Source organism: Hamadaea sp. NPDC050747 (assembly GCF_040654195.1).
Taxonomy (GTDB): Bacteria; Actinomycetota; Actinomycetes; order Mycobacteriales; family Micromonosporaceae; genus Hamadaea.
Genome location: NZ_JBFAHM010000020.1, coordinates 1 through 21,112 on the forward strand (window position 1 = coordinate 1; position 21,112 = coordinate 21,112).

The 21,112-nt window shown below is 70.9% G+C and carries 16 protein-coding genes; 5 read left to right on the top strand and 11 right to left on the bottom strand.

What is annotated here, in order from left to right; translation table 11 throughout:
- Positions 1-87 precede the first annotated feature (87 nt).
- The 10 genes from AB0H43_RS35850 to AB0H43_RS35895 all read right to left on the bottom strand — a co-directional run bounded on the left by AB0H43_RS35850 (position 88) and on the right by AB0H43_RS35895 (position 13,142).
- Positions 88-2,034: an EAL domain-containing protein gene (locus AB0H43_RS35850; RefSeq protein WP_360007323.1), complete on the bottom strand. Its 1,947-nt coding sequence runs from the start codon at positions 2,032-2,034 to the stop codon at positions 88-90.
- A 403-nt stretch (positions 2,035-2,437) separates the two neighbouring features.
- The gene (ligA, locus tag AB0H43_RS35855; protein WP_360007160.1) at positions 2,438-4,516 is read right to left on the bottom strand and encodes an NAD-dependent DNA ligase LigA; all 2,079 of its coding nucleotides are present in this window, start codon (positions 4,514-4,516) and stop codon (positions 2,438-2,440) included.
- A gap of 42 nt (positions 4,517-4,558) precedes the next feature.
- Positions 4,559-5,539, bottom strand: coding sequence for a methionine synthase (locus AB0H43_RS35860; protein ID WP_360007162.1), 981 nt, complete (start codon positions 5,537-5,539; stop codon positions 4,559-4,561).
- On the bottom strand, positions 5,536-6,717 hold the full coding sequence (gene mnmA / locus AB0H43_RS35865) for a tRNA 2-thiouridine(34) synthase MnmA (protein ID WP_360007165.1): 1,182 nt from the start codon (positions 6,715-6,717) through the stop codon (positions 5,536-5,538). The genes AB0H43_RS35860 and mnmA overlap by 4 nt, the downstream gene beginning before the upstream one ends.
- Positions 6,718-6,737: 20 nt before the next feature.
- Entirely contained in the window at positions 6,738-7,901 is a 1,164-nt protein-coding gene (locus AB0H43_RS35870; RefSeq protein WP_360007168.1) for a cysteine desulfurase family protein, read from the bottom strand.
- A 138-nt stretch (positions 7,902-8,039) separates the two neighbouring features.
- Positions 8,040-8,996 carry an electron transfer flavoprotein subunit alpha/FixB family protein gene (locus AB0H43_RS35875; RefSeq protein WP_360007171.1) on the bottom strand — a complete coding sequence of 319 codons (957 nt, stop codon included), beginning with the start codon at positions 8,994-8,996 and terminating at the stop codon, positions 8,040-8,042.
- Between the two features lie 7 nt (positions 8,997-9,003).
- Positions 9,004-9,786, bottom strand: coding sequence for an electron transfer flavoprotein subunit beta/FixA family protein (locus AB0H43_RS35880; RefSeq protein ID WP_360007174.1), 783 nt, complete (start codon positions 9,784-9,786; stop codon positions 9,004-9,006).
- A 401-nt stretch (positions 9,787-10,187) separates the two neighbouring features.
- Positions 10,188-11,921: a M91 family zinc metallopeptidase gene (locus AB0H43_RS35885; protein ID WP_360007175.1), complete on the bottom strand. Its 1,734-nt coding sequence runs from the start codon at positions 11,919-11,921 to the stop codon at positions 10,188-10,190.
- Positions 11,918-12,223 (bottom strand): hypothetical protein, encoded by a 306-nt coding sequence (locus AB0H43_RS35890; RefSeq protein ID WP_360007178.1) that lies wholly within the window; start codon positions 12,221-12,223, stop codon positions 11,918-11,920. Before AB0H43_RS35890 ends, AB0H43_RS35885 begins: the two co-directional genes overlap by 4 nt.
- A gap of 100 nt (positions 12,224-12,323) precedes the next feature.
- The gene (locus AB0H43_RS35895; protein ID WP_360007181.1) at positions 12,324-13,142 is read right to left on the bottom strand and encodes a GNAT family N-acetyltransferase; all 819 of its coding nucleotides are present in this window, start codon (positions 13,140-13,142) and stop codon (positions 12,324-12,326) included.
- 17 nt (positions 13,143-13,159) lie between these two features.
- Here AB0H43_RS35895 and AB0H43_RS35900 point away from each other — a divergent pair, with 17 nt between their 5' ends.
- From AB0H43_RS35900 to AB0H43_RS35920, 5 genes are all read left to right on the top strand, one after another.
- Positions 13,160-13,534 carry a DUF202 domain-containing protein gene (locus tag AB0H43_RS35900; RefSeq protein ID WP_360007184.1) on the top strand — a complete coding sequence of 125 codons (375 nt, stop codon included), beginning with the start codon at positions 13,160-13,162 and terminating at the stop codon, positions 13,532-13,534.
- On the top strand, positions 13,531-13,956 hold the full coding sequence (locus AB0H43_RS35905; RefSeq protein ID WP_360007187.1) for a DUF202 domain-containing protein: 426 nt from the start codon (positions 13,531-13,533) through the stop codon (positions 13,954-13,956). The genes AB0H43_RS35900 and AB0H43_RS35905 overlap by 4 nt, the downstream gene beginning before the upstream one ends.
- A gap of 28 nt (positions 13,957-13,984) precedes the next feature.
- Positions 13,985-16,117 carry a hypothetical protein gene (locus AB0H43_RS35910; protein WP_360007189.1) on the top strand — a complete coding sequence of 711 codons (2,133 nt, stop codon included), beginning with the start codon at positions 13,985-13,987 and terminating at the stop codon, positions 16,115-16,117.
- 165 nt (positions 16,118-16,282) lie between these two features.
- Positions 16,283-17,233 (top strand): ATP-binding cassette domain-containing protein, encoded by a 951-nt coding sequence (locus AB0H43_RS35915; RefSeq protein WP_360007192.1) that lies wholly within the window; start codon positions 16,283-16,285, stop codon positions 17,231-17,233.
- Positions 17,230-18,033: an ABC transporter permease gene (locus AB0H43_RS35920; protein ID WP_360007195.1), complete on the top strand. Its 804-nt coding sequence runs from the start codon at positions 17,230-17,232 to the stop codon at positions 18,031-18,033. The genes AB0H43_RS35915 and AB0H43_RS35920 overlap by 4 nt, the downstream gene beginning before the upstream one ends.
- On the opposite strand, the gene AB0H43_RS35925 is transcribed toward AB0H43_RS35920, so the two are convergent.
- Positions 18,030-21,104 carry a BTAD domain-containing putative transcriptional regulator gene (locus AB0H43_RS35925; protein ID WP_360007198.1) on the bottom strand — a complete coding sequence of 1,025 codons (3,075 nt, stop codon included), beginning with the start codon at positions 21,102-21,104 and terminating at the stop codon, positions 18,030-18,032. The two genes, AB0H43_RS35920 and AB0H43_RS35925, sit on opposite strands and share 4 nt — an antisense overlap.
- Positions 21,105-21,112 lie beyond the last annotated feature (8 nt).

Sequence of the window (21,112 nt, forward strand, 5' to 3'; positions counted from 1 at the left end):
GACTACCCGTGGGGTGTCCAGGCGGTGCGAGTGCTCACCTGCCGGCGGCTACGGAACCGAGTCTGCGTCACAACCCGGCAGAACTCATTAGGCGGATTCGGGGCTGGGGGCGGGGCCGACGATGGCGTGCGGATGGGCGGCGGGCAACCGCGAGGCGAGCCGCCGAGCGCCCGGCAGCGTCGTACGCGCGATCCAGGCCAGCAGGTCCTCGGCCGGCATCGGGCGGGCGTAGAACCAGCCTTGGGCCACCTCACAGCCCTGCTTGTGCAGCATCCGCCAGGTCGGCTCGTCCTCGACGCCTTCGGCGACCACTCGCAGCCCGAGCGCGCCGGCCAGTTCGATGATCGAGCTGACGATCGCGGCGTCGTCGGGGTCGTCACGCATCCCGAAGACGAACGTGCGGTCGATCTTCACTTCGGCCAGCGGCAGCCGCCGCAGGTGCTGCATGGAGGAGTACCCCGTGCCGAAGTCGTCGAGGGCGATGGCCACCCCGAGCTTGTCCAGCTTGGCGAGGGTTGCGAGGACCCGGTTCGGGTCGGCCATCAGGCCTTCCTCGGTGATCTCCAGCTGGAGCTGGTCGGCGGTGACGCCGTACTCGCGGAGCAGGTCGGTGACGTGCTCGACGATGTCGTCGTTGTGCAGGTCCCGCACGCTCACGTTGACCGCGCAGCGCAGCCGCAGCGCCATCGGCCGCCACCGGGCCAGCTGGGCGACGACCTCGGCCAGCACCCAACGGGTGAGCTGCCGCATCACCGCGCTCGGCTCGGCCGCCTTGATCAGCTCCTCCGGATCGACCGGCCCGTACGCCGGGTGCTGCCAGCGCAGCAGCGCCTCCACGCCGACGACCTCGCCGGAGGAGATCTCGATCTGGGGCTGGTAGAAGACGGTCAGCCCACCGCCGTCCGGAGCCTCCAGCGCCTTCCGGAGGTCGGCGACGAGGCTGAGGCGCCGGGGCGAGTTGTGGTCCGACTCGGCGGCGTACACGGCGATGCCGTCGCCGCGGTGCTTGGCGTCGTACATCGCGACGTCGGCGTGCCGCATCAGGGTGGCGAAGTCGGTGCCGTGCTCGGGGTACAGGGCGATGCCGATGCTGCCTGAGATGTCCAGCGGCAGGCCGTCCAGCGTCACCGGGTCCTGGAGCGCCTCGGTGATCCGGGCGGCGAGGCGTACGGCGTCGTCGGGGCTGGTCAGCCGGCCGGAGACGATGGCGAACTCGTCCCCGCCCAACCGCGCCACGAGGTCGCCCTCGCGGATGTTCTTCGCCAGCCGATCGGCCACCGCGACCAGGAGCCGGTCGCCGACGGTGTGCCCGAGCGCGTCGTTGACGTGCTTGAACCGGTCGAGGTCCAGCAGCAGCAGGGCGAACCGCGCCTTGGCCGGCGAGCGGGCGTACTCGGCGGCGATCGCGCCGACCTCGCTGATCAGCACCTTGCGGTTGGCCAGCCCGGTGAGCGCGTCGAGCCGCGCCAGCCGGGTCTGCTCGGTGGACAGCACGGCCAGCCGCTGGACGGCGATCAGCGGAATGATCGCCAACGGCACGTAGAGCGCGCTCTGGTCGGCCGCGGCCGCCAGGATCACGCCGAGCAGGAGTAATGCGCCGGTGGTCAGCGCCTCCGGGGCGAACGGCGCGCGCAGGGTCGGCCACAGTGGACCACCGAAGCGCAGCCAGACGGCCAGCGAGGTCGTCGTGTACTTGCAGAGGAACCAGGCCACGGCGGCGAGTACGCACACCAGCACGGTCCACCCGGGGGCGGCGTCGACCGGCAGCAGCGTCGAGCCGATGTGGATCACCGCCGACGCGGCCGACAGCGCGATCGCGTACTGGGCGATGTTGAAGACCGCCCGCCACGGCCGGTGCTTCATCCGCCAGGAGGAGACGACGACCGCCGCCGCCTGCACCAGCAGCGCCGCCACGAGGTTCGAGTCGATGAGGACGGCGAAGCTGAAACAGATGGACGGGAACACCGCCGAACTCATCCGGCGCCCTGGCGGACTCATCGGAAACGCGTCCGCGGCGAGCGCCATCGCCGCCATCAACCAGATCTCGGCCTCCCAGGTGCCGGAACCGGCGAACGGCGTCGCGAGTTCGACAACAAGGACGGCGGTCGCCAGGACGACCACAATCGCCACATACCCGATAAAACGTCGGGAACCCATGACGGGTGCGGTGTTCCGGAGCGATTCGGGAGGAGCTGTGATGGACGGAGTCTCGGCACCACCGGCGGCCGAGCGTGACGCCGATGCCGTCATGCGTCCCCCACCTTCCCGCATATCTGCAGGTCGGAGCCCTGGTCCGAGCGCCAACACACGAACCTACAGCCTAGGACCTCCGAGGGCGGAGAGCGAGCTTCCCGCCACGCCCGGTTACCGATGTGAGATAGGAAACCACACCGGAGAGCGTGACGGGGAACGCCGAACGTCGCTGTAAGGGGCGGTTTCAGGCAGCGGTCGAGGCGGCGTGGGCCCGGGCGGCGTCCGGCCCTTCGGCGAGCAGGATCGCCAGACCCGCGTCGTCGAGGATCGGTACGCCCAGACTCTGCGCCTTGTCGAACTTCGAACCCGGGTTCTCCCCCACCACGACGAAGCTGGTCTTCTTGGAGACGGATCCGGCCACCTTCGCGCCCTGGGCGGTCAGCGCGTCGGACGCGTCGTCGCGGGTGAAGTCGGTCAGCGTCCCGGTGACCACCACGGTCAGCCCGTCCAGCGGCTTGGGGCCGGTGTCGACGCCGATCTCCTGCTCCATGACGACCCCGGCGGCCCGCCACTTCTCGACGATCTCGCGGTGCCAGTCGACGGTGAACCACTCGCGGACGGCTTCGGCGATGATGCCGCCGACCTCCTCCACCGAGGACATCTGCTCGACGCTCGCCTTGCTGATCGCGTCGACCGAGCCGAACGCGTTGGCCAGCGCCTGCGCGGCCGTCGGACCGCAATGCCGGATGGAGAACGACACCAGCACCCGAGAGAGTGCGACCGTCTTCGCCTTCTCCAGGTTCTCCAGCAGCTTGGCCGCGTTGGCCGACAGAGTGCCGTCCTTCTTCGTGAAGAACGGCGACTGGGCCAGATCCTCGGCGGTCAGCGCGAACAGGTCGCCCTCGTCGGCGATGACTTTGTCGTTGATGAGCGCGACGCCCGCCTTGTAGCCCAGGCCCTCGATGTCGAAGCCGTCCCGGCCACCCAGGTAGAACAGGCGCTCGCGCAGCTGCGCGACACAGAAGCGGGTGTTGGGGCACCGGACGTCGACATCCGACTCCTTCGCCGGTGCCAGCGCGGTTCCGCACTCCGGGCAGTGGGTCGGCATCACGAACTCGCGCTCGGTGCCGTCTCGCAGGTCGACGACCGGTCCCAGCACCTCCGGAATGACATCGCCCGCGCGCCGGATGGTGACCGTGTCGCCGATGAGGACGCCCTTGCGCTTGACCTCCTCCTGGTTGTGCAGGGTCGCGCTGGTGACGGTGACCCCCGCGACGTGGACCGGTTCGAGGACCGCGTAGGGCGTGACCCGGCCGGTGCGGCCGACGTTGACGAGGATGTCGACGAGCTTGGTGTTCGCCTCCTCCGGCGGGTACTTGTACGCGATCGCCCACCGCGGCGCCCGGCTCGTGGTGCCCAGGCGGCCCTGGATCGCCACATCGTCCACTTTGATCACGATGCCGTCGATGTCGTGTTCGACATCGTGCCGGTGCTCGGCGAAGTACGCGATGAACTCCCGCACCTCGTCGAGGGAGTCGACCACCTTCCACCGCAGCGACGTGGGCAGACCCCAGCTCTGCAGCAGCTTGTACGCCTCGGACTGCCGCTGCGGCTCGAAGCCCTCGTGCGCGCCGATGCCGTGCACGATCAGGCGCAACGGCCGGGAGCCAGTGATCGAGGGATCCTTCTGCCGCAGCGAGCCGGAGGCGGCGTTACGCGGGTTGGCGAACGGGCGCTGACCGGCCGCGACCAGGCCGGCGTTGAGATCGGCGAAGCCGGAGGTCGGGAAGAAGATCTCGCCCCGCACCTCGACGAGAGCCGGGACGTTGTCGCCCTGCAAAGTCTTGGGAACGTCCTTCAGCGTACGCACGTTGGCCGTGACGTCCTCGCCGGTCCGCCCGTCGCCCCGGGTCGCCGCCCGGACCAGGCGGCCGTTGCGATAGGTCAGGTTGATGGCGAGGCCGTCGATCTTCAGTTCACAGAGGAAGGGCACGGGGCCGCCGGCGTCGCGCACGACACGGTCGGCCCACCCCGTCAGCTCCTCGTCGGAGAAGGCGTTGTCGAGGCTGAGCATCCGGGCCGCGTGCTGCACCGTGGCGAACCCCGCCGCGGCCTGCCCGCCCACGCGCTGGGTCGGCGAGTCGAGCGACCGCAGCTCGGGGAAGTCCTGCTCGAGGCCCTCCAGCTCGCGCAGCAGACCGTCGTATTCCGCGTCGGAGACGGTGGGCGCGTCGAGCTCGTAGTAGCGCTGCTGGTGCGCCTCGATCTCGCTCGTCAGCTGGGCAATCCGCGACCGGGCTGCATCAAAGTCCTTCTCGCTCACACGAGGAATCTAGCGGCTGCCTACGACACTTCGACGTCCGCGTCAGACCTCGGCGAGCCGCCGACCGGCCTCCCGGCACGCGGCCAGGACGTCGCGCGCATAGGCCGGGGTCGCTCCGGCGAGACCGCAGGCCGGTGTCACCACGACCTGCTCGGGCAGCTGCGACTCGCTGAACCCGAGCGTGCGCCACGTTGTGCGTACCCTGTCGGCGAGCGTGGCGGACGACGGCGCGCGAGTGCCCCGCGTCGGCGCGACCCCCGCGAAGAGCGTCAGCCCGGCGTCGATGAGTTCGCCGACCGGATCGAGGTGCTTGACCTGGTCCAGGTCGAGCGCGACCGCGGCCGCCCCGGCCTCCCGGAACAGCTTCAACGGCGCGTCGGGCGCGCAGCAGTGCAGGACGACCGGCGCGTCCGCGGCCTCGACCACGCGAGTCAACGCCTCGCGGGCGACCGACTCGGCGACCGACCGATAGGTGTGCAGGCCGCTGGCCGTGCGCACCCGCCCCGCCAGCACCGCGGGCAGCGACGGCTCGTCCACCTGCAGGATCACCTGGGCGCCCGGCACGCGGCGGCGCACATCGGCCACGTGCAGGCGCAGCCCCTCCGCGAGCGACTCGCTCAGGTCCCGCGCCGCGCCATGGTCGGACAGCACGGCCTGGCCGAGGGCCAGCTCGATGCTCGCGGCCAGCGTCCACGGCCCCGCGGCCTGGACCTTCAGTGGTCCCGCGAAGCCGTCCGCCTGCTCGGTCAGCTGGTCCAGGTCGCGTTCGAGGAGATCATGGGTACGCCGAAGGTCGCGCCCGCCGCGGGCGGCGATCCGCCACCGTCCCGTGTACAGCTCGACCGGGAGCCCGACGAGCAGCCCGGCGCCACGGCCGATCATCTCCGCGCCCGGACCCCGGCCGGGCAGCTCCGGCAGGTACGCCACCGGCAGCTCGCCCAGGCTGTACTTGACCGCCTCGACGAGGTCCGAACCGGGCAGCGACCCGATGCCGGTCGCACTTCCGCGTGGCAGCTCGATCATGCGGCGCTCGTCGCGGCCACGTCGGCGGTGACAGCCGTGGTGCCTGTGCTCGTGGCGGTCGCGCTGCTGTCGGTGGCGCTGCGGTCGGTGGCGCTGCGGTCGGTGGCGTCGGCGCTCGTGATGGTCGCGCTGGCGAGGACTGCGTCCCCGGCGGCGTCGGACCGGTAGACGACGATCGCCTGACCGGGCGCGATCCCCCGGGCCGGCCGGCGCAGGCTGGCCGTCAACACGCCGTCGACGATCTCGACCACGGCGTCGATCGGCTCGCCATGTGCCCGGAGCTGCACCTGGGCCTCCGTCTTCGGCTCCAGGGGAGCCAGGATGATCGGGCGCGTGGCGGTGACGAAGGTGACGTCCAGCGCCTCGGCCGGGCCGACCGTGACGGTGTTCGTGACCGGCGTGATGCTCAGGACGTAACGCGGCTTTCCGTCGGGTGCGGGTCGGCCGAGGGCCAGCCCCTTGCGCTGGCCCACGGTGAAGGCATATGCCCCGTCGTGGGAGCCGACGACCTCACCGGTGGCCGAGTCGACGATGTCGCCGGGCGCCTCACCCAGCCGCTCCTGCAGGAACTTGCGGGTGTCGCCGTCGGCGATGAAGCAGATGTCGTGCGAGTCGGGCTTGCTCGCGACGGCCAGCCCCCGCTCCGCCGCCTCCTGCCGCACGTCGGCCTTGTGGGAGTCGCCCAGCGGGAACATCGCGTGCGCCAACTGCTCCGGCGTCAGAACGCCGAGCACGTAGGACTGGTCCTTCTCGGCGTCGGCGGCCCGCCGCAGGACCCCGTCGGAGCCCAGGCGGGCGTAGTGCCCGGTCACGACGGCGTCGAAGCCCAAGGCCAGCGCCCGGTCCAGGACGGCGGCGAACTTGATCTTCTCGTTGCAGCGCAGGCACGGATTCGGCGTACGCCCCGCCGCGTACTCGCTCAGGAAGTCCTCCACGACGTCGGCGTGGAACTCCTCGGCCATGTCCCAGACGTAGAACGGGATGCCGATCACGTCGGCGGCCCGCCGCGCGTCGTGGGAGTCCTCCCGCGAGCAGCAGCCCCGGGCGCCCGTCCGATAACTCTGCGGATTCTTCGACAAGGCCAGATGCACTCCGGTCACGTCGTGCCCGGCCGCCACCGCCCGGGCGGCCGCCACCGCCGAGTCGACACCACCGGACATCGCCGCAAGAACTCGCACCCGACGAGCTTACCCGCGGACTACGAACGGTCCTTACGGAGTTTCCCGGCTCGGCGGGCGCGCTCGACGACGGCCGGCAACGCGGCCACCAGCTCGTCGATCTCCGCCGAGGTCGACGTGTGCCCGAGCGAGAAGCGCAGCGACGAGCGGGCCATCACCGGATCGCACCCCATCGCCAGGAGCACGTGCGAGGGCTGGGCGATCCCCGCGGAGCACGCCGACCCGGTCGAGCAGGCGATTCCCTGAGCGTCCAACAGCATCAGCAGGGCGTCGCCCTCACAGCCCGGGAAGGCGAAATGGGCGTTGCCCGGCAGCCGGTCCACCGGGTCGCCGTTCAGGACGGCGTCCGGCACGGCTGTGCGTACCTTGGCGATCAGCTCGTCCCGCAGGCTGGTGAGGTGCGCCGCCGTCGCGGCCTGTGTCGAGACCGCGATCTCCACCGCCGTGGCGAAGGCCACGATGCCTGGGACGTCCAGCGTGCCGGAGCGTACGTCCCGCTCCTGACCGCCGCCGTGCAGCAGCGGGGTGCAGGGGACGTCCCGGCCGAGCAGGAGCGCGCCGACCCCGGTCGGTCCGCCCAGCTTGTGCCCGGTCAGCGTCAAGGCCGACGCCCCGGACGCGGCGAAACCGACCGGAATCTGGCCCACCGCCTGAATCGCGTCCGTGTGCAGCGGTACGCCCCGCGCGGCCGCCTTGGCCGCCAGCTCGGCGATCGGCTGGACGGTGCCCACCTCGTTGTTCGCCCACATCGCGGTGACCAGGGCGACGTCGTCGTCCAGTGCCTCGTCGAGCACGGCCGGATCGATGCGCCCGTGGGCGTCCACCGCCAGCCAGGTGACCTTGGCGCCCTCGTGCTGCTCCAGCCAGTTCACCGTGTCCAGGACGGCATGGTGCTCGACCGAGGAGGCGACGACGCGGCATCGGCCGCCCGGTCGCTGAGCCCAGAAGATGCCCTTGACGGCGAGGTTGTCGGACTCCGTCCCGCCCCCGGTGAAGATCACCTCGGACGGGCGGGCGTCGAGCGCCGCCGCGATCCGCTCCCGGGACTCCTCGACCTTACGGCGGGCACAGCGACCCGGCCCATGGAGGGAGGACGCGTTGCCGACGTCGCGAGCGGTGGCGACATAGGCGTCGAGCGCTTCGGCGAGCATGGGCGTGGTCGCCGCGTGATCGAGGTATGCCATCGCCCCTCAGCCTATCCGCCGAAGCCCCGATATCCCGACCCGCTCCTAGATCACAAGCAGATCAGGGTTCTCGGTCATATCTTGCTCCAAGATTCGACCGAGAACCCTGATCCGGCGCCTTCAGCAGGTCGGCGGAGGCTACTTGCGCTTACGGATCTCCTCGGCGGCCTGCGGCACGACCTGGAACAGGTCGCCGACCACGCCGTAGTCGGCAAGCTCGAAGATGGGCGCCTCGGCGTCCTTGTTCACCGCGACGATCGTCTTCGAGGTCTGCATGCCGGCCCGGTGCTGGATCGCGCCGGAGATGCCCAGCGCGACGTACAGCTGCGGGGAGACCGTCTTACCGGTCTGGCCCACCTGGAAGGCGTGCGGGTAGAAGCCGGAGTCGACGGCCGCCCGGGACGCGCCGACGGCGCCGCCGAGCAGGTCGGCCAGCTCCTCGACCAGCTTGAAGTTCTCCGCGCTGCCGACGCCGCGGCCGCCGGAGACGACCACCGACGCCTCGGTCAGCTCCGGGCGGGCGCCCTTGGCCTCGGCGACCCGCTCCACGACCGTGGCCAGCTTGGCGTTGTCCGGCACGGAGACGGTGACGGTCTCCACGGCCGGCTCGGCCGGCGCCGGGCTCGGCGTGAGCGAGTTGCCGCGTACGGTCACGAGCGGGAAGCCCTTCGTGACCTTGGACTTCACGATCGTCGAACCGGCGAAGACGACCTGTGTCGCCACGCCGTCCGCGCCGAGCGCCACCACGTCGGTGAGGATGCCGTTGTCCAGCTTGACCGCGAGGCGGGCGGCGATCTCCTTGCCCTCCTGGGTCGACCCGATCAGCACGGCGGCCGGTTCGGCCGACTTCACGATCTCGGCCAGCACGGCGGCCTTCGGGGCGACCAGGTAGCCGTCGAGGTCAGCGTCCTCGGCGACGAGGACCTTCTGCGCGCCGTACTCGCCGAGCTTGGCGACCAGCGGCTCGGCCGTGCCCGCGCCACCGAGCACCACCGCGACCGGGGTGCCCAGGTCACGGGCGAGGGTCAGCATCTCCAGCGTCACCTTCTTGACGGCGCCGCCGGCGGACTCCACTACAACCAGAACGTCAGACACTTGAACCTCACACGAACTTCTCGGTGGCGAGGAACTCGACGAGCTGCGAGCCGCCGTCCCCGCTGTCGGTCACCTTCACGCCGCCCGAGCGCGCCGGGCGCTTGCTGTGCTCCACGACCGCGCTGTACGCGCCGGCCGCGCCGACGGAGGCCGGGTCGACGCCCAGGTCGCCGAGGGCGAGGGTGGAGACCGGCTTCTTCTTGGCCTCCATGATCCCCTTGAAGGACGGGTAACGCGGCTCGTTGATGGTGTCCCAGACGCTCACGATGGCGGGCGTGGCCGCGCGCACGACCTCGTAGCCCTCCTCCGTCTGCCGCTCGGCGGTCAGCGTCGAGCCCTCCACGGTGAGCTTGCGCGCTCCGGTGAGGGCGGCCACGCCGAGCCGCTCGGCCAGCATGTGCGGGAGCACCTGGCCCCGCGCGTCGGTGGCCTCCGCTCCGCAGATGACGAGGTCGGGCTCCAGCTGCTGCAGGGCGGCGGCGAGCACAGCCGAGGTGCCCAGCGCGTCCGACCCGTGCAGGGCGTCGTCGACGACGTGCACGGCCTTGTCCGGCCCCATCGACAGCGCCTTGCGGATCGACTCGGTCGCCCGCTCGGGGCCCATGGTCAGCAGCGTGACCTCGGTGCCGGCGTTCGCCTCGCGGATGCGCAGAGCCTCCTCGACGGCGTACTCGTCCATCTCGTTGATCACGTTGTTCGCCGACGCTCGGTCGACGGTGTTGTCGTCAGTACGCAGCGTGCGGTCCGCGCCGGAGTCCGGCACCTGCTTGACGAGTACGACGATCTTCATCGTGCTTCGACGCCTCCTGTTATGCCACAGCCTGAACGTTCGTTCATGCTGCCATGTGACACCGGATTCGGATGTTACCCGCTAGTAGCTTGCCGTGCTCAGCCAGCTGCTTCCGGGACCGAGTGACACAACTCACCTCGTAATGATCGCGGGCCGGTAGAGTCCTATATGCAGGAGGTGTCGCGAATGTCCACACAAATGGCTCCCCTGCCCGTCACCAAGGCCGGGCCGGTCGAGAAAACACGCCCGGCCCCCACCGGAAAGACAACCACGAGCCGATCCGGCCAGGACGGGCAGGTCGGTCATCACACCCGGAAATCACCGAACGAGCACCTGTGCACGTGCGGCCGGCTCCGGGAGGAGTGCGTACGGGACACCGTGCGCGCGCTCTGGCGGGACGCTCAGGCGTAATGCCGGCGCTGCGGCCAGGTCAACTCGGCGCGCAGCCCGTTCTCGGTGAACACCAGCGGATGCCGGGGATCCACCCGGAGCGGCGTACTGGGATCGCGATCGTGGTCGACGGGCAGCCCGGTGGCCTGACGCTCGGCGTTCGGCACGCCGACGCCACCCGGCCCCACCGGAATCCGGTCCGGGTCGCCAGGGTCCTCGTGCCGCCCGGGGAGGACGGTGCCGTTGACGAAGTCGTATTGGTGCGCCATCTCGTGGTAGAGGACGGCGACCGGCGGTGTCGAGCCGAGGAACGTGCTGAAGCCGGCGTTGTAGTCGATCGCCCGTTGATGACCACGCTCGAACGACACATCGGCCGACGCGGCCGCGTTGTGCTCACTCCACTCCCGGATGGTCAGCGTGTCCGGCCCGCGCAGCCCGGCGTCCAGCGCGGTCAGCATCTGCTGGCCGGTCGGCGACGCCGCGAGGAACTCCAGGTCTGACCGCACCCGCGCGGTGAACTCCGGCGAACCCTCCACGTGGATCTGGGCCGGGATCTCCGCCAGCTGGACGGTCACCTCCCGGTCGACGCCCATCAGGGCCGCGTCCTTGTCGTGGTACGCGATGTCGTCGCCGTCGCCCCCGTCGACCACGTCGGCGCCGCCACCGGAGTAGAGGACGTCGGCCCCGGCACCGCCGGAGACGCGATCCGCCCCGGATCCGCCGACGAGCACGTCCGCGCCGTCGTCGCCGGACAGCACGTCACTGCCGTGCCCGCCGTCGAGGTAGTCGCGGCCGTCGCCGCCGTCGATCGCGTCCGCCCCGGCCAACCCGTACGCCGTGTCGTGGCCGTCGCCGCCGGACAGCTTGTCGTCCCCGGCGCCACCACTGAGGTAGTCCGCGCCGGCCGACCCGTAGAGGACGTCGTCACCGTCGCCGCCGTGCAGTTCGTCGTCGCCGTCGCCGCCCACCAGCGTCAGCCGGACGGAGGTCCCGGGTGCGACGGTGACAGTGTCGTCCCCACCCCCGGTACGCAGAATGAGCCGGAGGCCGCCGGGAAAGCGCCACTCTCCGCTCCGGCCGGTGATGATCTGTTCGCCGGTCACCGGATCGACGCGTACGCCGACCTGGTCGTCCTCCGAACCGGTGCTCACCACGACGGTGTCCCCGCTGCGCAGCACCTGCGTCGCCGCGACCTCCCGCGGCACGGTGAAGGTCGCCGACCCCGCCGCGCGCCAGGTCTTCGCCAGGGCTTCCCATTCGGGCAGCGTGGCGGTGATCTCCTTCGCCTGCGCGGCCAGCGTCCGCTCCAGATCGCCCCGGAGCCGGACGGCCTGCGCGACGGCCGCCCGGGCCGCGCCCGCCCCGGCCGGGTCGCTGACGGTGAGGCTGACCGTGCCGTCGGCCGCCGGGCGAGCCTGGAAGACGTCGCACACGACGGAGAAATGCGCCGACAGCCGATATCGGGCGGTCGCCGACGCCTCGGCGCAGACCTCCAGGGCGGCGGCGATGCGGGCCGCCAGGCGCGCGCAGCCGTCCACTCCGCCGGCCAACCGCATCCGATGGGCGTCGTAGGTCGAGGCGGTCGCCCCCGACCACTCGGTCAGCACCCCGGACGCCTGGCCGGACCAATCCAGGCGGTGCGCCTGCGGACCGGCGGCCAACCCGCGCCAGGCCGCGGCGGCTTGGGCGTATCCGTCGTCGGCGAGGTGCCAGTGATCGGCGACTCGCAGCTCCCGGGGCCTCACGACCGCCGCCCCGGCTTGCCCATGCGCCAGGCGGCCCGGTCGTCGGCCGCCTCGTACGCGAACGCGGTCTGCCACAGCCGATCGGCGTCGGCCGCCATCACCTCCGCGATGCGGCGTACGGCGAGATCGGCCTGGGCGGCGGCGGCCTCGGCGGCCCGGCGGGGCGCCGTCCGCGGTGTCGCCGGGGTCAGCAGCGGGCCGTGTTTCCGCCAGGCGTCGGACAACGCCGTGGCCAGGTCGAGCGTCGCCGACGCGAGCCGGCTCACCCGCGCCGGATCGACCTTCGTCTCCTCAGCAGCCATGCTTGCGACGGTAGGACGGACCGGGCGGCCCAGGATCGGCTTGTGGATGACGGCGTTCCCGTCAGAGAACCGGAAATGCCGTCATCACAGCGTCATGGGTTCATTCACCGGCCAGATCGGGTCGGAACATGTACGGCGTCGTGGTGGTGATCGGGATGAGCCCCACGCGCTCCAGGATCGGACGGCTGTCCGGCGAGCAGTCCACCTGCAACAACGAGTACCCGCGCTCGGCGGCCCGCCGCGCCCGGTGCTCGACGACCGCCTTGTAGATGCCGCGACCCCGGAACTCGGCGAGGGTGGAACCACCCCAGAGCGTGGCGAACTCCGTTCCCGGGATGTACCGGGTCCAGCCGGCCGAGACGACCCGATCGCCCACCTCGGCGACCACGACAAGCAGCCCCTGAGGGTCGGCGGCCAGCTCACCGGCCAGGGACTCGGCGAGGTACTCGCGCGACCCGTCGCCCCAGACCTCCTCCTCCATCGCCGCGATGCGATCGAAATCTGCACGGCTGGTCACCTCGCGAAGGCGTACCCCTGGGATCTCGCGCAGCGGCGCGGCCGCTAGCGGGGCGACCGGGCCGATCACGACGGTCTCCTGCTCCTCCGGCACGAAACCGTGCGCGACCAGCCGGTCGGCCAGATCGGCGGGCCGGTCGTGGCCGTGCAGCTTCCACTCCACCTCCTCGCCCCGGTCGGTGAAGGTGCGCACCTGGCGCGCGATCAGCTCGTCCAGCTCGGCGCCGTCGAGTCCGCCCAGGTCGCGATAGGTGAGGTAACCACTGCGGCTGAGCCCGAAGAACCGCACGAGCGGTCCGTCCCGGTCGACCGTCACGCCGGCGGGCAGCCGCTCCGGCACGTGGGCCTTGAGCTGTTCGTCATAGATCTCACGCAGGCGTCCCGCGTCCAAGGCTTCGTTCACGCCGGGATAATAGGCACGTGTTCCGCCTGATCAGGATGTGGTTTTTCCCGCGCGACGTGCTCGAGGTCGGAACCACGCCCGACTACCGCTTCTCGCTCGCCAACGAACGGACCTTCCTCGCCTGGATCCGGACCGGCCTGGCGCTGGTGGGCGGCGGGCTCGCGGTGGCCCAGTTCCTGCCCCCGCTGGCCGTTCCGCACCTGCGCGAGATCTTCGCGCTGGGCCTGATCCTGGTCGGCGCGGCGTGCGCGCTGCGAGCGGTCGACCACTGGGTACGCTGCGAGATCGCCATGCGTAAGGGCAGGCCACTGCCGGCCTCCCGATTCCCGGCGATCCTGGCGTTGCTGGTGGTGGCCGGCTCCATCCTGCTGTTCATCGGCCTCGTCGCATGACGCCTTCCGCCGCCGATCCGGATGGGGGTGCCCAGGCTTCCGCCGATCGGGTTGGGCAGGCTCCCGCCGATCGGGGGGCGCAGGCGGAGCGCACCCGGTTGGCGTGGCGGCGTACGGCGTTGGCGATGACCGTCGTGGCGGTGCTGACAGTGCGACTCGCGTTGCACGCCGGAGTCACCCCCGTACGCGCGGCCGCCCTGATCGCCGGCTGCGTCGTCTGGGTGTTCTTCCTGATCGTGGCGCAGCGTCGCATCTGGTCGCTCGCCCGCCCGGCGGACCGCACTCCCGGCGGCGCACCCCGGAGCGCCCCGGTCAACGCGGCCGTACGCTCCCCCGCGTTGACCGCCGTGTCCTGTTTGGCCATGGCGGCGGTGGGGGCCGCCCTCGCCGTTGATCTTTGGTCGCTACCGCTCTGGCGTTAACGCGAGAATTTCTCTACGCTCCGCGACCATGAGGAGGATCACACTCGGCATCGCGGCCGTGCTGTGCGCGTACCTGGTCATCGGACTCGGTCAGGCGCCCGCCGCCGCTCACGACGAGCGCCCGACCCGGACGCTCGACGGCAGCGGAAGCGTGCCGGTCTACCGGACCGACGGACCGACGCTGCTGGTCTGCAAGACCGACAAGGCGGCGTTCGACCAGGCGATCGCGGGCTTCTCCGCCGATCTCAAGGCGCAGAACGAGGCGCTGTGGACGCAGTGCCAGACCAACGGCTACCGCCATCTGCAGGCGGCGGTCGACGCCGCGAACCTCCCCGGCACGATCATCAAGATGCTGCCCGGCCGCTACCAGGAGGAGCCGAGCCTGGCCCCGGCGCAGGGCGCCTGCGTCAACCTCAGCGGACTGCGGAAGTCGGCGCTCTACAAGTACGACGTGCTGACCTTGCAGCAGCAGCTGGACTGCCCGCACAACCAGAACCTCGTCGCCATCATCAACAAGCACGGGCTGCAGATCGAGGGCACCGGGGCGAAGCCCACCGACGTGATCGTCGACGCGCAGTACCAGAAGCTGAACACGATCCGGGCCGACAACGCCGACGGCGTCTACTTCAAGAACATGACCGCCGAGCGCAGCCAGTTCAACGCCTTCTACATCATGGAGACCGACGGCTTCGTGGTCGACCACACCGTCGGGCGCTGGAACGACGAGTACGGCTTCCTCACCTTCGCCGTCGACCACGGGCTCTACACGGAGGCCGAGGGCTACGGCAACGGCGACTCCGCGTTCTATCCGGGAGCCGCGTCCAACATCAACAAGGACGAGGGCTACACCCCGCCCCGGTACGCCGTCGAGATCCGCAACAGCTACGGACACGACAACATGCTGGGCTACTCGGGAACCGCCGGCGACTCGGTCTGGGTGCACGACAGCGTCTTCACCCACAACTCGACCGGGATCTCGACCGACAGCGCCTTCCCCGACCACCCCGGCATGCCGCAGAACCACTCCAAGTTCGAGCGGAACATCATCGCCGACAACAACAACGACTACTACCGCTATCACAAGGACGGCACCTGTCAGAAGCCGTACGAACAGCGCGGTTACGAGAACGGCGTCGTCTGCCCGGTCGTCGGCGTACCGGTGGGCAACGGGGTGATCAACCCGGGCGGCAACTACAACATCTGGCGCGACAACTACATCTACGGCAACAAGTACTCCGGCTTCGTAACGAGCTGGGTGCCGGGCTTCGTCCGCAACGACACCTCGTTCGCGGCCCAGTTCGACACCTCGAACCACAACCGCTACCTCAACAACCACATGGGGATCAGCGAGAAGGGCGTCGCCTCGCCCAACGGCGTCGACTACTGGTGGGACGGCCAGGGCGTGGACAACTGCTGGACCACCGCGTCCGACAGCGTCGACGTGACGTCCAACATCGGCCCGGTGCCGTCCTGCGGCTCGGACGAACTGCCGACGGCGCTGGGCACCAAGCGCTTCATCGGCGAGCCCGCCGGGACGCTGAAGATGTACTCCTGCGCGCAGTACAGCCTCCAGAGCCAGAAGATGCCGATCGACTGCGACTGGTGGGGCGCGTACGCCGCTTCCACGTCGGAGCGCATCGAGGTCCGCTGGGCCTTCGGCGAGGCGATCGTGCTGGGCCTGCTCTTCCTCGCGACCTTCTTCCGCCGCCTCCGCCGGTCGCCGGTCGCCACTGGTGGCGTGGTGCTCGTCGCCGCCGGATTCGTCCTCGGCGTGATCGGCACCGCTCAGTACAACGCCCTGCTGGAAGGCGTCGGCCTGGGCCTGGCCGGGCTGGGCTGGCTCGCCCTCGGCCTGCGGCTTCGCCGGATAGGCCGGGGCGCGCTCGGCTGGCTCACCCTGCTCGTGGCGTTCTTCGCCCTGCTGGGCGCGGTGGACCGGGCGGTCGTGATGATCCCGTTCATCCCGGTCGCGCCGTCGCTGATCCGAGTGCTGCTCGAGGTCATCTGGATTCCGTCGGCGATCGTGTCGCTGTTCCTCCGCGACAAGTCCACTTCAGCGGCCGACGCAGCCGACGCGGCCGCTCCCGCCGACACTCCGGACAGTTCGGACACTCCCGACGCGCCGGACTCGCCGGCCGAGGAGGCACCCACCCCCGCTTAGGCAGCGGATCAGGGTTCTCGGTCGAATCACGGGCCAAGATTCGACCGAGAACCCTGATCCAGCGCTGATCATGCGCCGGCGGGGCGCCAGAGGGCGTCAGAGGGCGTCAGGGGGCGTCAGCGGCGTATCAGCGAGGTGTCAGCGACCCCCGGCAGAGTCCGGGGCATGACGAACGCGATTGTTGCGGAAGGGCTGGTCAAGCACTACGGCGAGACCAAGGCCCTGGACGGCGTGGACCTCGCCGTCCGTACCGGTTCCGTGCTGGGCGTCCTGGGTCCGAACGGAGCGGGGAAGACGACCACCGTCCGCATCCTGGCCACGCTGTTGCGGCCGGACGCCGGCCGGGCCGTCGTGGGCGGGTTCGACGTCGTACGCCAGGCGCACTCCGTCCGCGGCCTGATCGGGCTGACCGGCCAGTACGCCAGCGTGGACGAGAGCCTCACCGGCGTCGAGAACCTCCTCATGATCGGCCGCCTGCTCGGCTTCAGCCGTAAGGAGGCCCGGGCGAGGGCGAACGAGCTCCTCGGGAACTTCTCCTTGAGCGACGCGGCCGACCGGGCGGCGAAGACCTACTCCGGCGGGATGCGGCGGCGGCTGGACCTGGCCGCCAGCCTCGTCGGGCGGCCCCGGCTGCTCTATCTGGACGAGCCCACGACCGGTCTCGATCCCCGCGCCCGGCTGGAGATGTGGGACATCGTCCGGACTCTGGTCGCCGACGGCGTCACCGTGCTGCTGACCACGCAGTATCTCGAGGAGGCCGACCAGTTGGCCGACGAGATCGTGGTGATCGATCACGGGAAGGTCATCGCGGGCGGTACGCCGGCCGAGCTGAAGTCCCGCACCGGCGCGCAGACCCTCGCCGTACGCCCCGTCGACCCGGCCGAGCTGGAGATCGTCACCAAGGTCGTGGCCGACGTCGCGCGTACCACTCCGGAGATCGCGGACAGTGTGGTGACCGCGCAGGTCACCGACCCCGCGGCTCTGCCGGCCGTGGTCCGCCGCCTCGACGACGCGGAGGTCGCCGTGGCCGAGCTGACCCTACGCACGTCCACATTGGACGAAGTCTTCCTGTCCCTGACCGGCCACCGCACCGAGCAAGAAGGAGTCCCGGCGTGACCACTCTGGCCGTCCCGAGCGCCGCCACCAGCCGCGTCAGCCCGCTGACCGGGGTAACGAACACGGCGACCCTGGCCTGGCGCAGCCTGGTCAGCATCAAGCACAACCCGTTCGAGATCATCGATCTCAGCATTCAGCCGCTGATGTTCCTGCTGCTGTTCACCTACACGCTGGGCGGCGCGATCGCCGGGTCGACGGACAAGTACCTCGCCTTCGCCCTGCCCGGCATCCTGGTGCAGAACACCATCTTCGCCACGATGAACATCGCGCTGCTGCTCAACAACGACCTGACCAAGGGCGTCTTCGACCGGCTCCGGTCGCTGCCGATCTCCCGATGGTCGCCGCTGGCCGGGCGGATCCTCGCCGACACGGTGAAGCAGGCCTGGTCGGTCGCGTTGTTACTGGGCTTCGGGATGATCCTCGGCTTCCGGGTGCAGACCAGCTTCTGGGGCGTGCTCGGCACGTTCGGGCTCATGCTGGTCTTCTGCCTGTGCGTCGCGTGGATCGCGGTCCTCGTCGGCGTGGTCGCGTCCGCCGAGGACAAGGTGCAGATCTTCATGTTCTCGTTCATGTTCCCGCTGACCTTCACCAGCAACATCTTCGCCCCGACCGAGTCGATGCCGGGCTGGCTGCAGTCCTGGGTGAAGATCAACCCCGTCACCATCCTGGCCGACGCGGTCCGCGCCATGCTCAACGGCGGCGACGTCGCGACGCCCGTGCTGCAGTCGCTCGGCTGGGGGGCCGCGATCCTCGCGATCTTCGCCCCGCTCGCGGTCTGGCGCTTCAAGCGCCGCGTCTAGAGCAGCTCAAGCACGTTCTCCATCGTGTACGCACGACCGCGCTCGACCGCTTCGGTGAACGCCGAGGGGCCGAGCGCGGTGCGTACCGCGGACTCGACGCGGGCGCGGTCGACGACCGCCCGGTCCTCCACTCCGACGATCGCGGCGGCCGCGCCGAGCTGCGTGGCCGCCTTCGCCGGATCCCCCTGACGCTCGGCGAGATCGGCCAGGCCGATGAGGACCATCCCGACGATCGGCGAGTCCCCGGCCGACAGCCCGTCCTCCAGCGCCGTCCGATGCTCTCGGGCGGCGGCGGCGTACTCACCCTGGGCGGCCAGGGTGAGGCCGAGGCCGTTGCGGATCATCGCCCGGAACTGCGGCGCCGCCGAGGCCGGGCCGAGCTGGACCAACGCCGCCTCCATGAGCCGTCGCGCGCCCGGCAGGTCACCGGCCAGCCGGGCCATGTTGCCCCGCCCGAACGAGACCACCGCATGAACGTGCGGCTGGGTGGCGTCCTGCGCCAGCCGGGTGGCCGTCTCGATGGCGTCGTCCACCGCCGCCGACTCCCCCGCCAGGTAGAGCGCCCAGGCCAGGTTCATCCACTGCTGGACCTGATCCTCCTGGGCGCCCAGCTCCTCGGACAGCGCGATCGTCTCGCGGGCGTACTGAGCGGCGGCGGCGTAGTCCCCGGCGTTGTTCGCGATCGTGCCGAGCGCGTCGAGCACGAGTGCGAGCCCCCATCGGTCGCCGAGCTCCCGGAACCGAGCCAGCGCCGCCTCGAAGTCCCCGACGGCCACCGCCCGATCCCAGCCGAGGTTGATGGCGGCGTGGCCGTGCAGCGCCCGGGCCGTCGCCGCGACCCACGGATCGGGATCGTCGAAGTACTCGGCCAGGATCTCCGCCTCACTGCCGAGCCCGTTGATCCCGCTGGACATCAGCGCCCGCATCGGTTCGGCCAGCCGCAGCATCGGGTGCTCCGACTCGTGTCCCCGCGCGATCCGGGCCGCCTCCTGGAGAACACAGGTGGCGTACTCGAAGTCACCGAAGGTCTCGACGTAGATCACCGCGGAGAACACCTTCGCCAGCGCGAAGTGGCGGACCGGGACCTCGCCCGGCAGGTTGAGCGCGTCCTCCACCAGGACGGCGGCCTCCGCCCGGTAGTTGCGCAGCCACCAGTACCAGCCGAGCCCGGCGATGAGGCGTACGGCGGTCTCCTTCTGGCCGTGCCCGACCGCCCAGCGCAGCACCGAGAGCAGGTTGTCGTGCTCGGCCTCCAGCAGCCGCAGCCAGGGCAGCTGATCAGCGGTACGCAGCCGCGCCTCGGCCGCCTCGGCCAGCTCGACGAAGTACTCCGTCCACGCCTTGCGCGCCTCGGCCTCCGCGCCGGACTCGGCGAGCCGCTCCAGCCCGTACTCCCGGATCGTCTCCAGCATCCGGTAGCCGGAGCCCTCCACCCGGATCAGCGACTTGTCGAGCAGCGCGCCGACGACGTCCACGGCGTCCGGGCCGAGCAGCGCCTCGGCCAGGTCGACGCTGATCACCGAGGTCGCCATCGCCAGCCGTTGCCAGCCCCGGCGCTCGTCGTCGCCGAGCAGGTCCCAGCTCCAGTCGATGACGGCACGCAGCGTCTGGTGCCGGGGCAACGCCGTCCGGGAGCCGCCGCGCAGCAGCCGGAACTTGTCGTCGAGGCGATCCGCCAACTGCCCAGCCGGCATGCTGCGCAACCGGGCGGCGGCCAGCTCGATGGCCAGCGGCATGCCGTCCAGCGCCCGGCAGATCGCCACGCTCGCCTCGTCGATCTCGAAATCCGGCCGGACCGCACGGGCCCGTTCCCGGAGCAGCTGCACGACCGGGAAGGTCAGCGCCTGCGCCACCGTCGCGTCCGGCGGCGGCAACCGCAGCGGCTCCACCGGCCACAACGCCTCCCCCGGTACGCCCAGCGGCTCCCGGCTGGTGGCGAGCACGCGCAGCAGCGGGCACGCGGCGAGCAGTTCGTCGACGAGCCGGGCGGCGGCGTCCACCACGTGCTCACAGTTGTCCAGGACGAGCAGCGTCCGGTGCTCGGCCAGCACGGACACGATCCGGTCGAGCGGGTCGGCGGCGTCGAAGAAGACGTCTTTGCGTAGGGCGCGAGCGCGGGCGCCGAGCGCGCTGACGACGGCGGGCGCGACATCCTCCGGCTTGGTCACCGGAGCCAGTTCGACCAGCCACACCCCTTCCGGGTACGCCGGCAGAAGCCCTCGCGCGACTTCGAGCGCCAGCCGGGTCTTGCCCGAACCACCCGGCCCGGTCAGGGTCACCAGCCGCGAACGGTCGAGCGTCTCGCGTACGCGGAGGAGGTCGTCGTCCCGGCCGACGAAACTGGTCCGCTGGGCGGGCAGGTTCGTCCGGGGTCCCTTGACCGGGACGGATTCGCTGTCGCCTCGCAGGATGTCCACGTGCAACTGCCGCAGCGCCGGGCCAGGATCCGCGCCGAGCTGATCGGCAAGCAGCTCCCGATGACGTTCGTACGCCGACAGCGCCTCCGGGCCGCGCCCGGCCGCCCGCAGCGCCAGCATCAGCAGCTCGACCGGCCGGTCCCGGAGTGGCCGGGCCGCCACCCATTCCTGCAACGCCGCCAGTTCGACGGTGCCCGCCTCGATCTGCCGGGCGAAGAGCGTCTCGCTCACCTCGTCGCGCAGAGTGGCCCAGCGCGCCAGCGTCACCTGGGCGAACTCGGCGTCCTCGGCCTCCAGCAACGGTTCGCCCCGCCACAACGCGAGGGCCTCCTCGGCCCGGCCCGCCGTCGTCAGCCGCTCGAAGCGGACCGCGTCGACCGCGTCGGCCGGAATCCGCAGGAGGTAGCCGCCCGGGGCGGCCTCGACGGGGAACCCCGCCCGCCGCAGCCGGCTGACCAGCGCCTGCAAGGCGTTCACGGCGTTGGCCGGGACGTCCTCGGCCCACACCGCGTCGACCAATGCGGCCACGCTCACGGCCCGGCCGGGGTCGAGCGCCAGCCGGATCAGCAACCGCCGCAGGCGTACGCCGCCGAGGTCGAGGCGCGTGCCGTCATCGGCCCGCGCCTCCAACGGCCCCAGCAGCGAGATCTCCACCGGCCCAT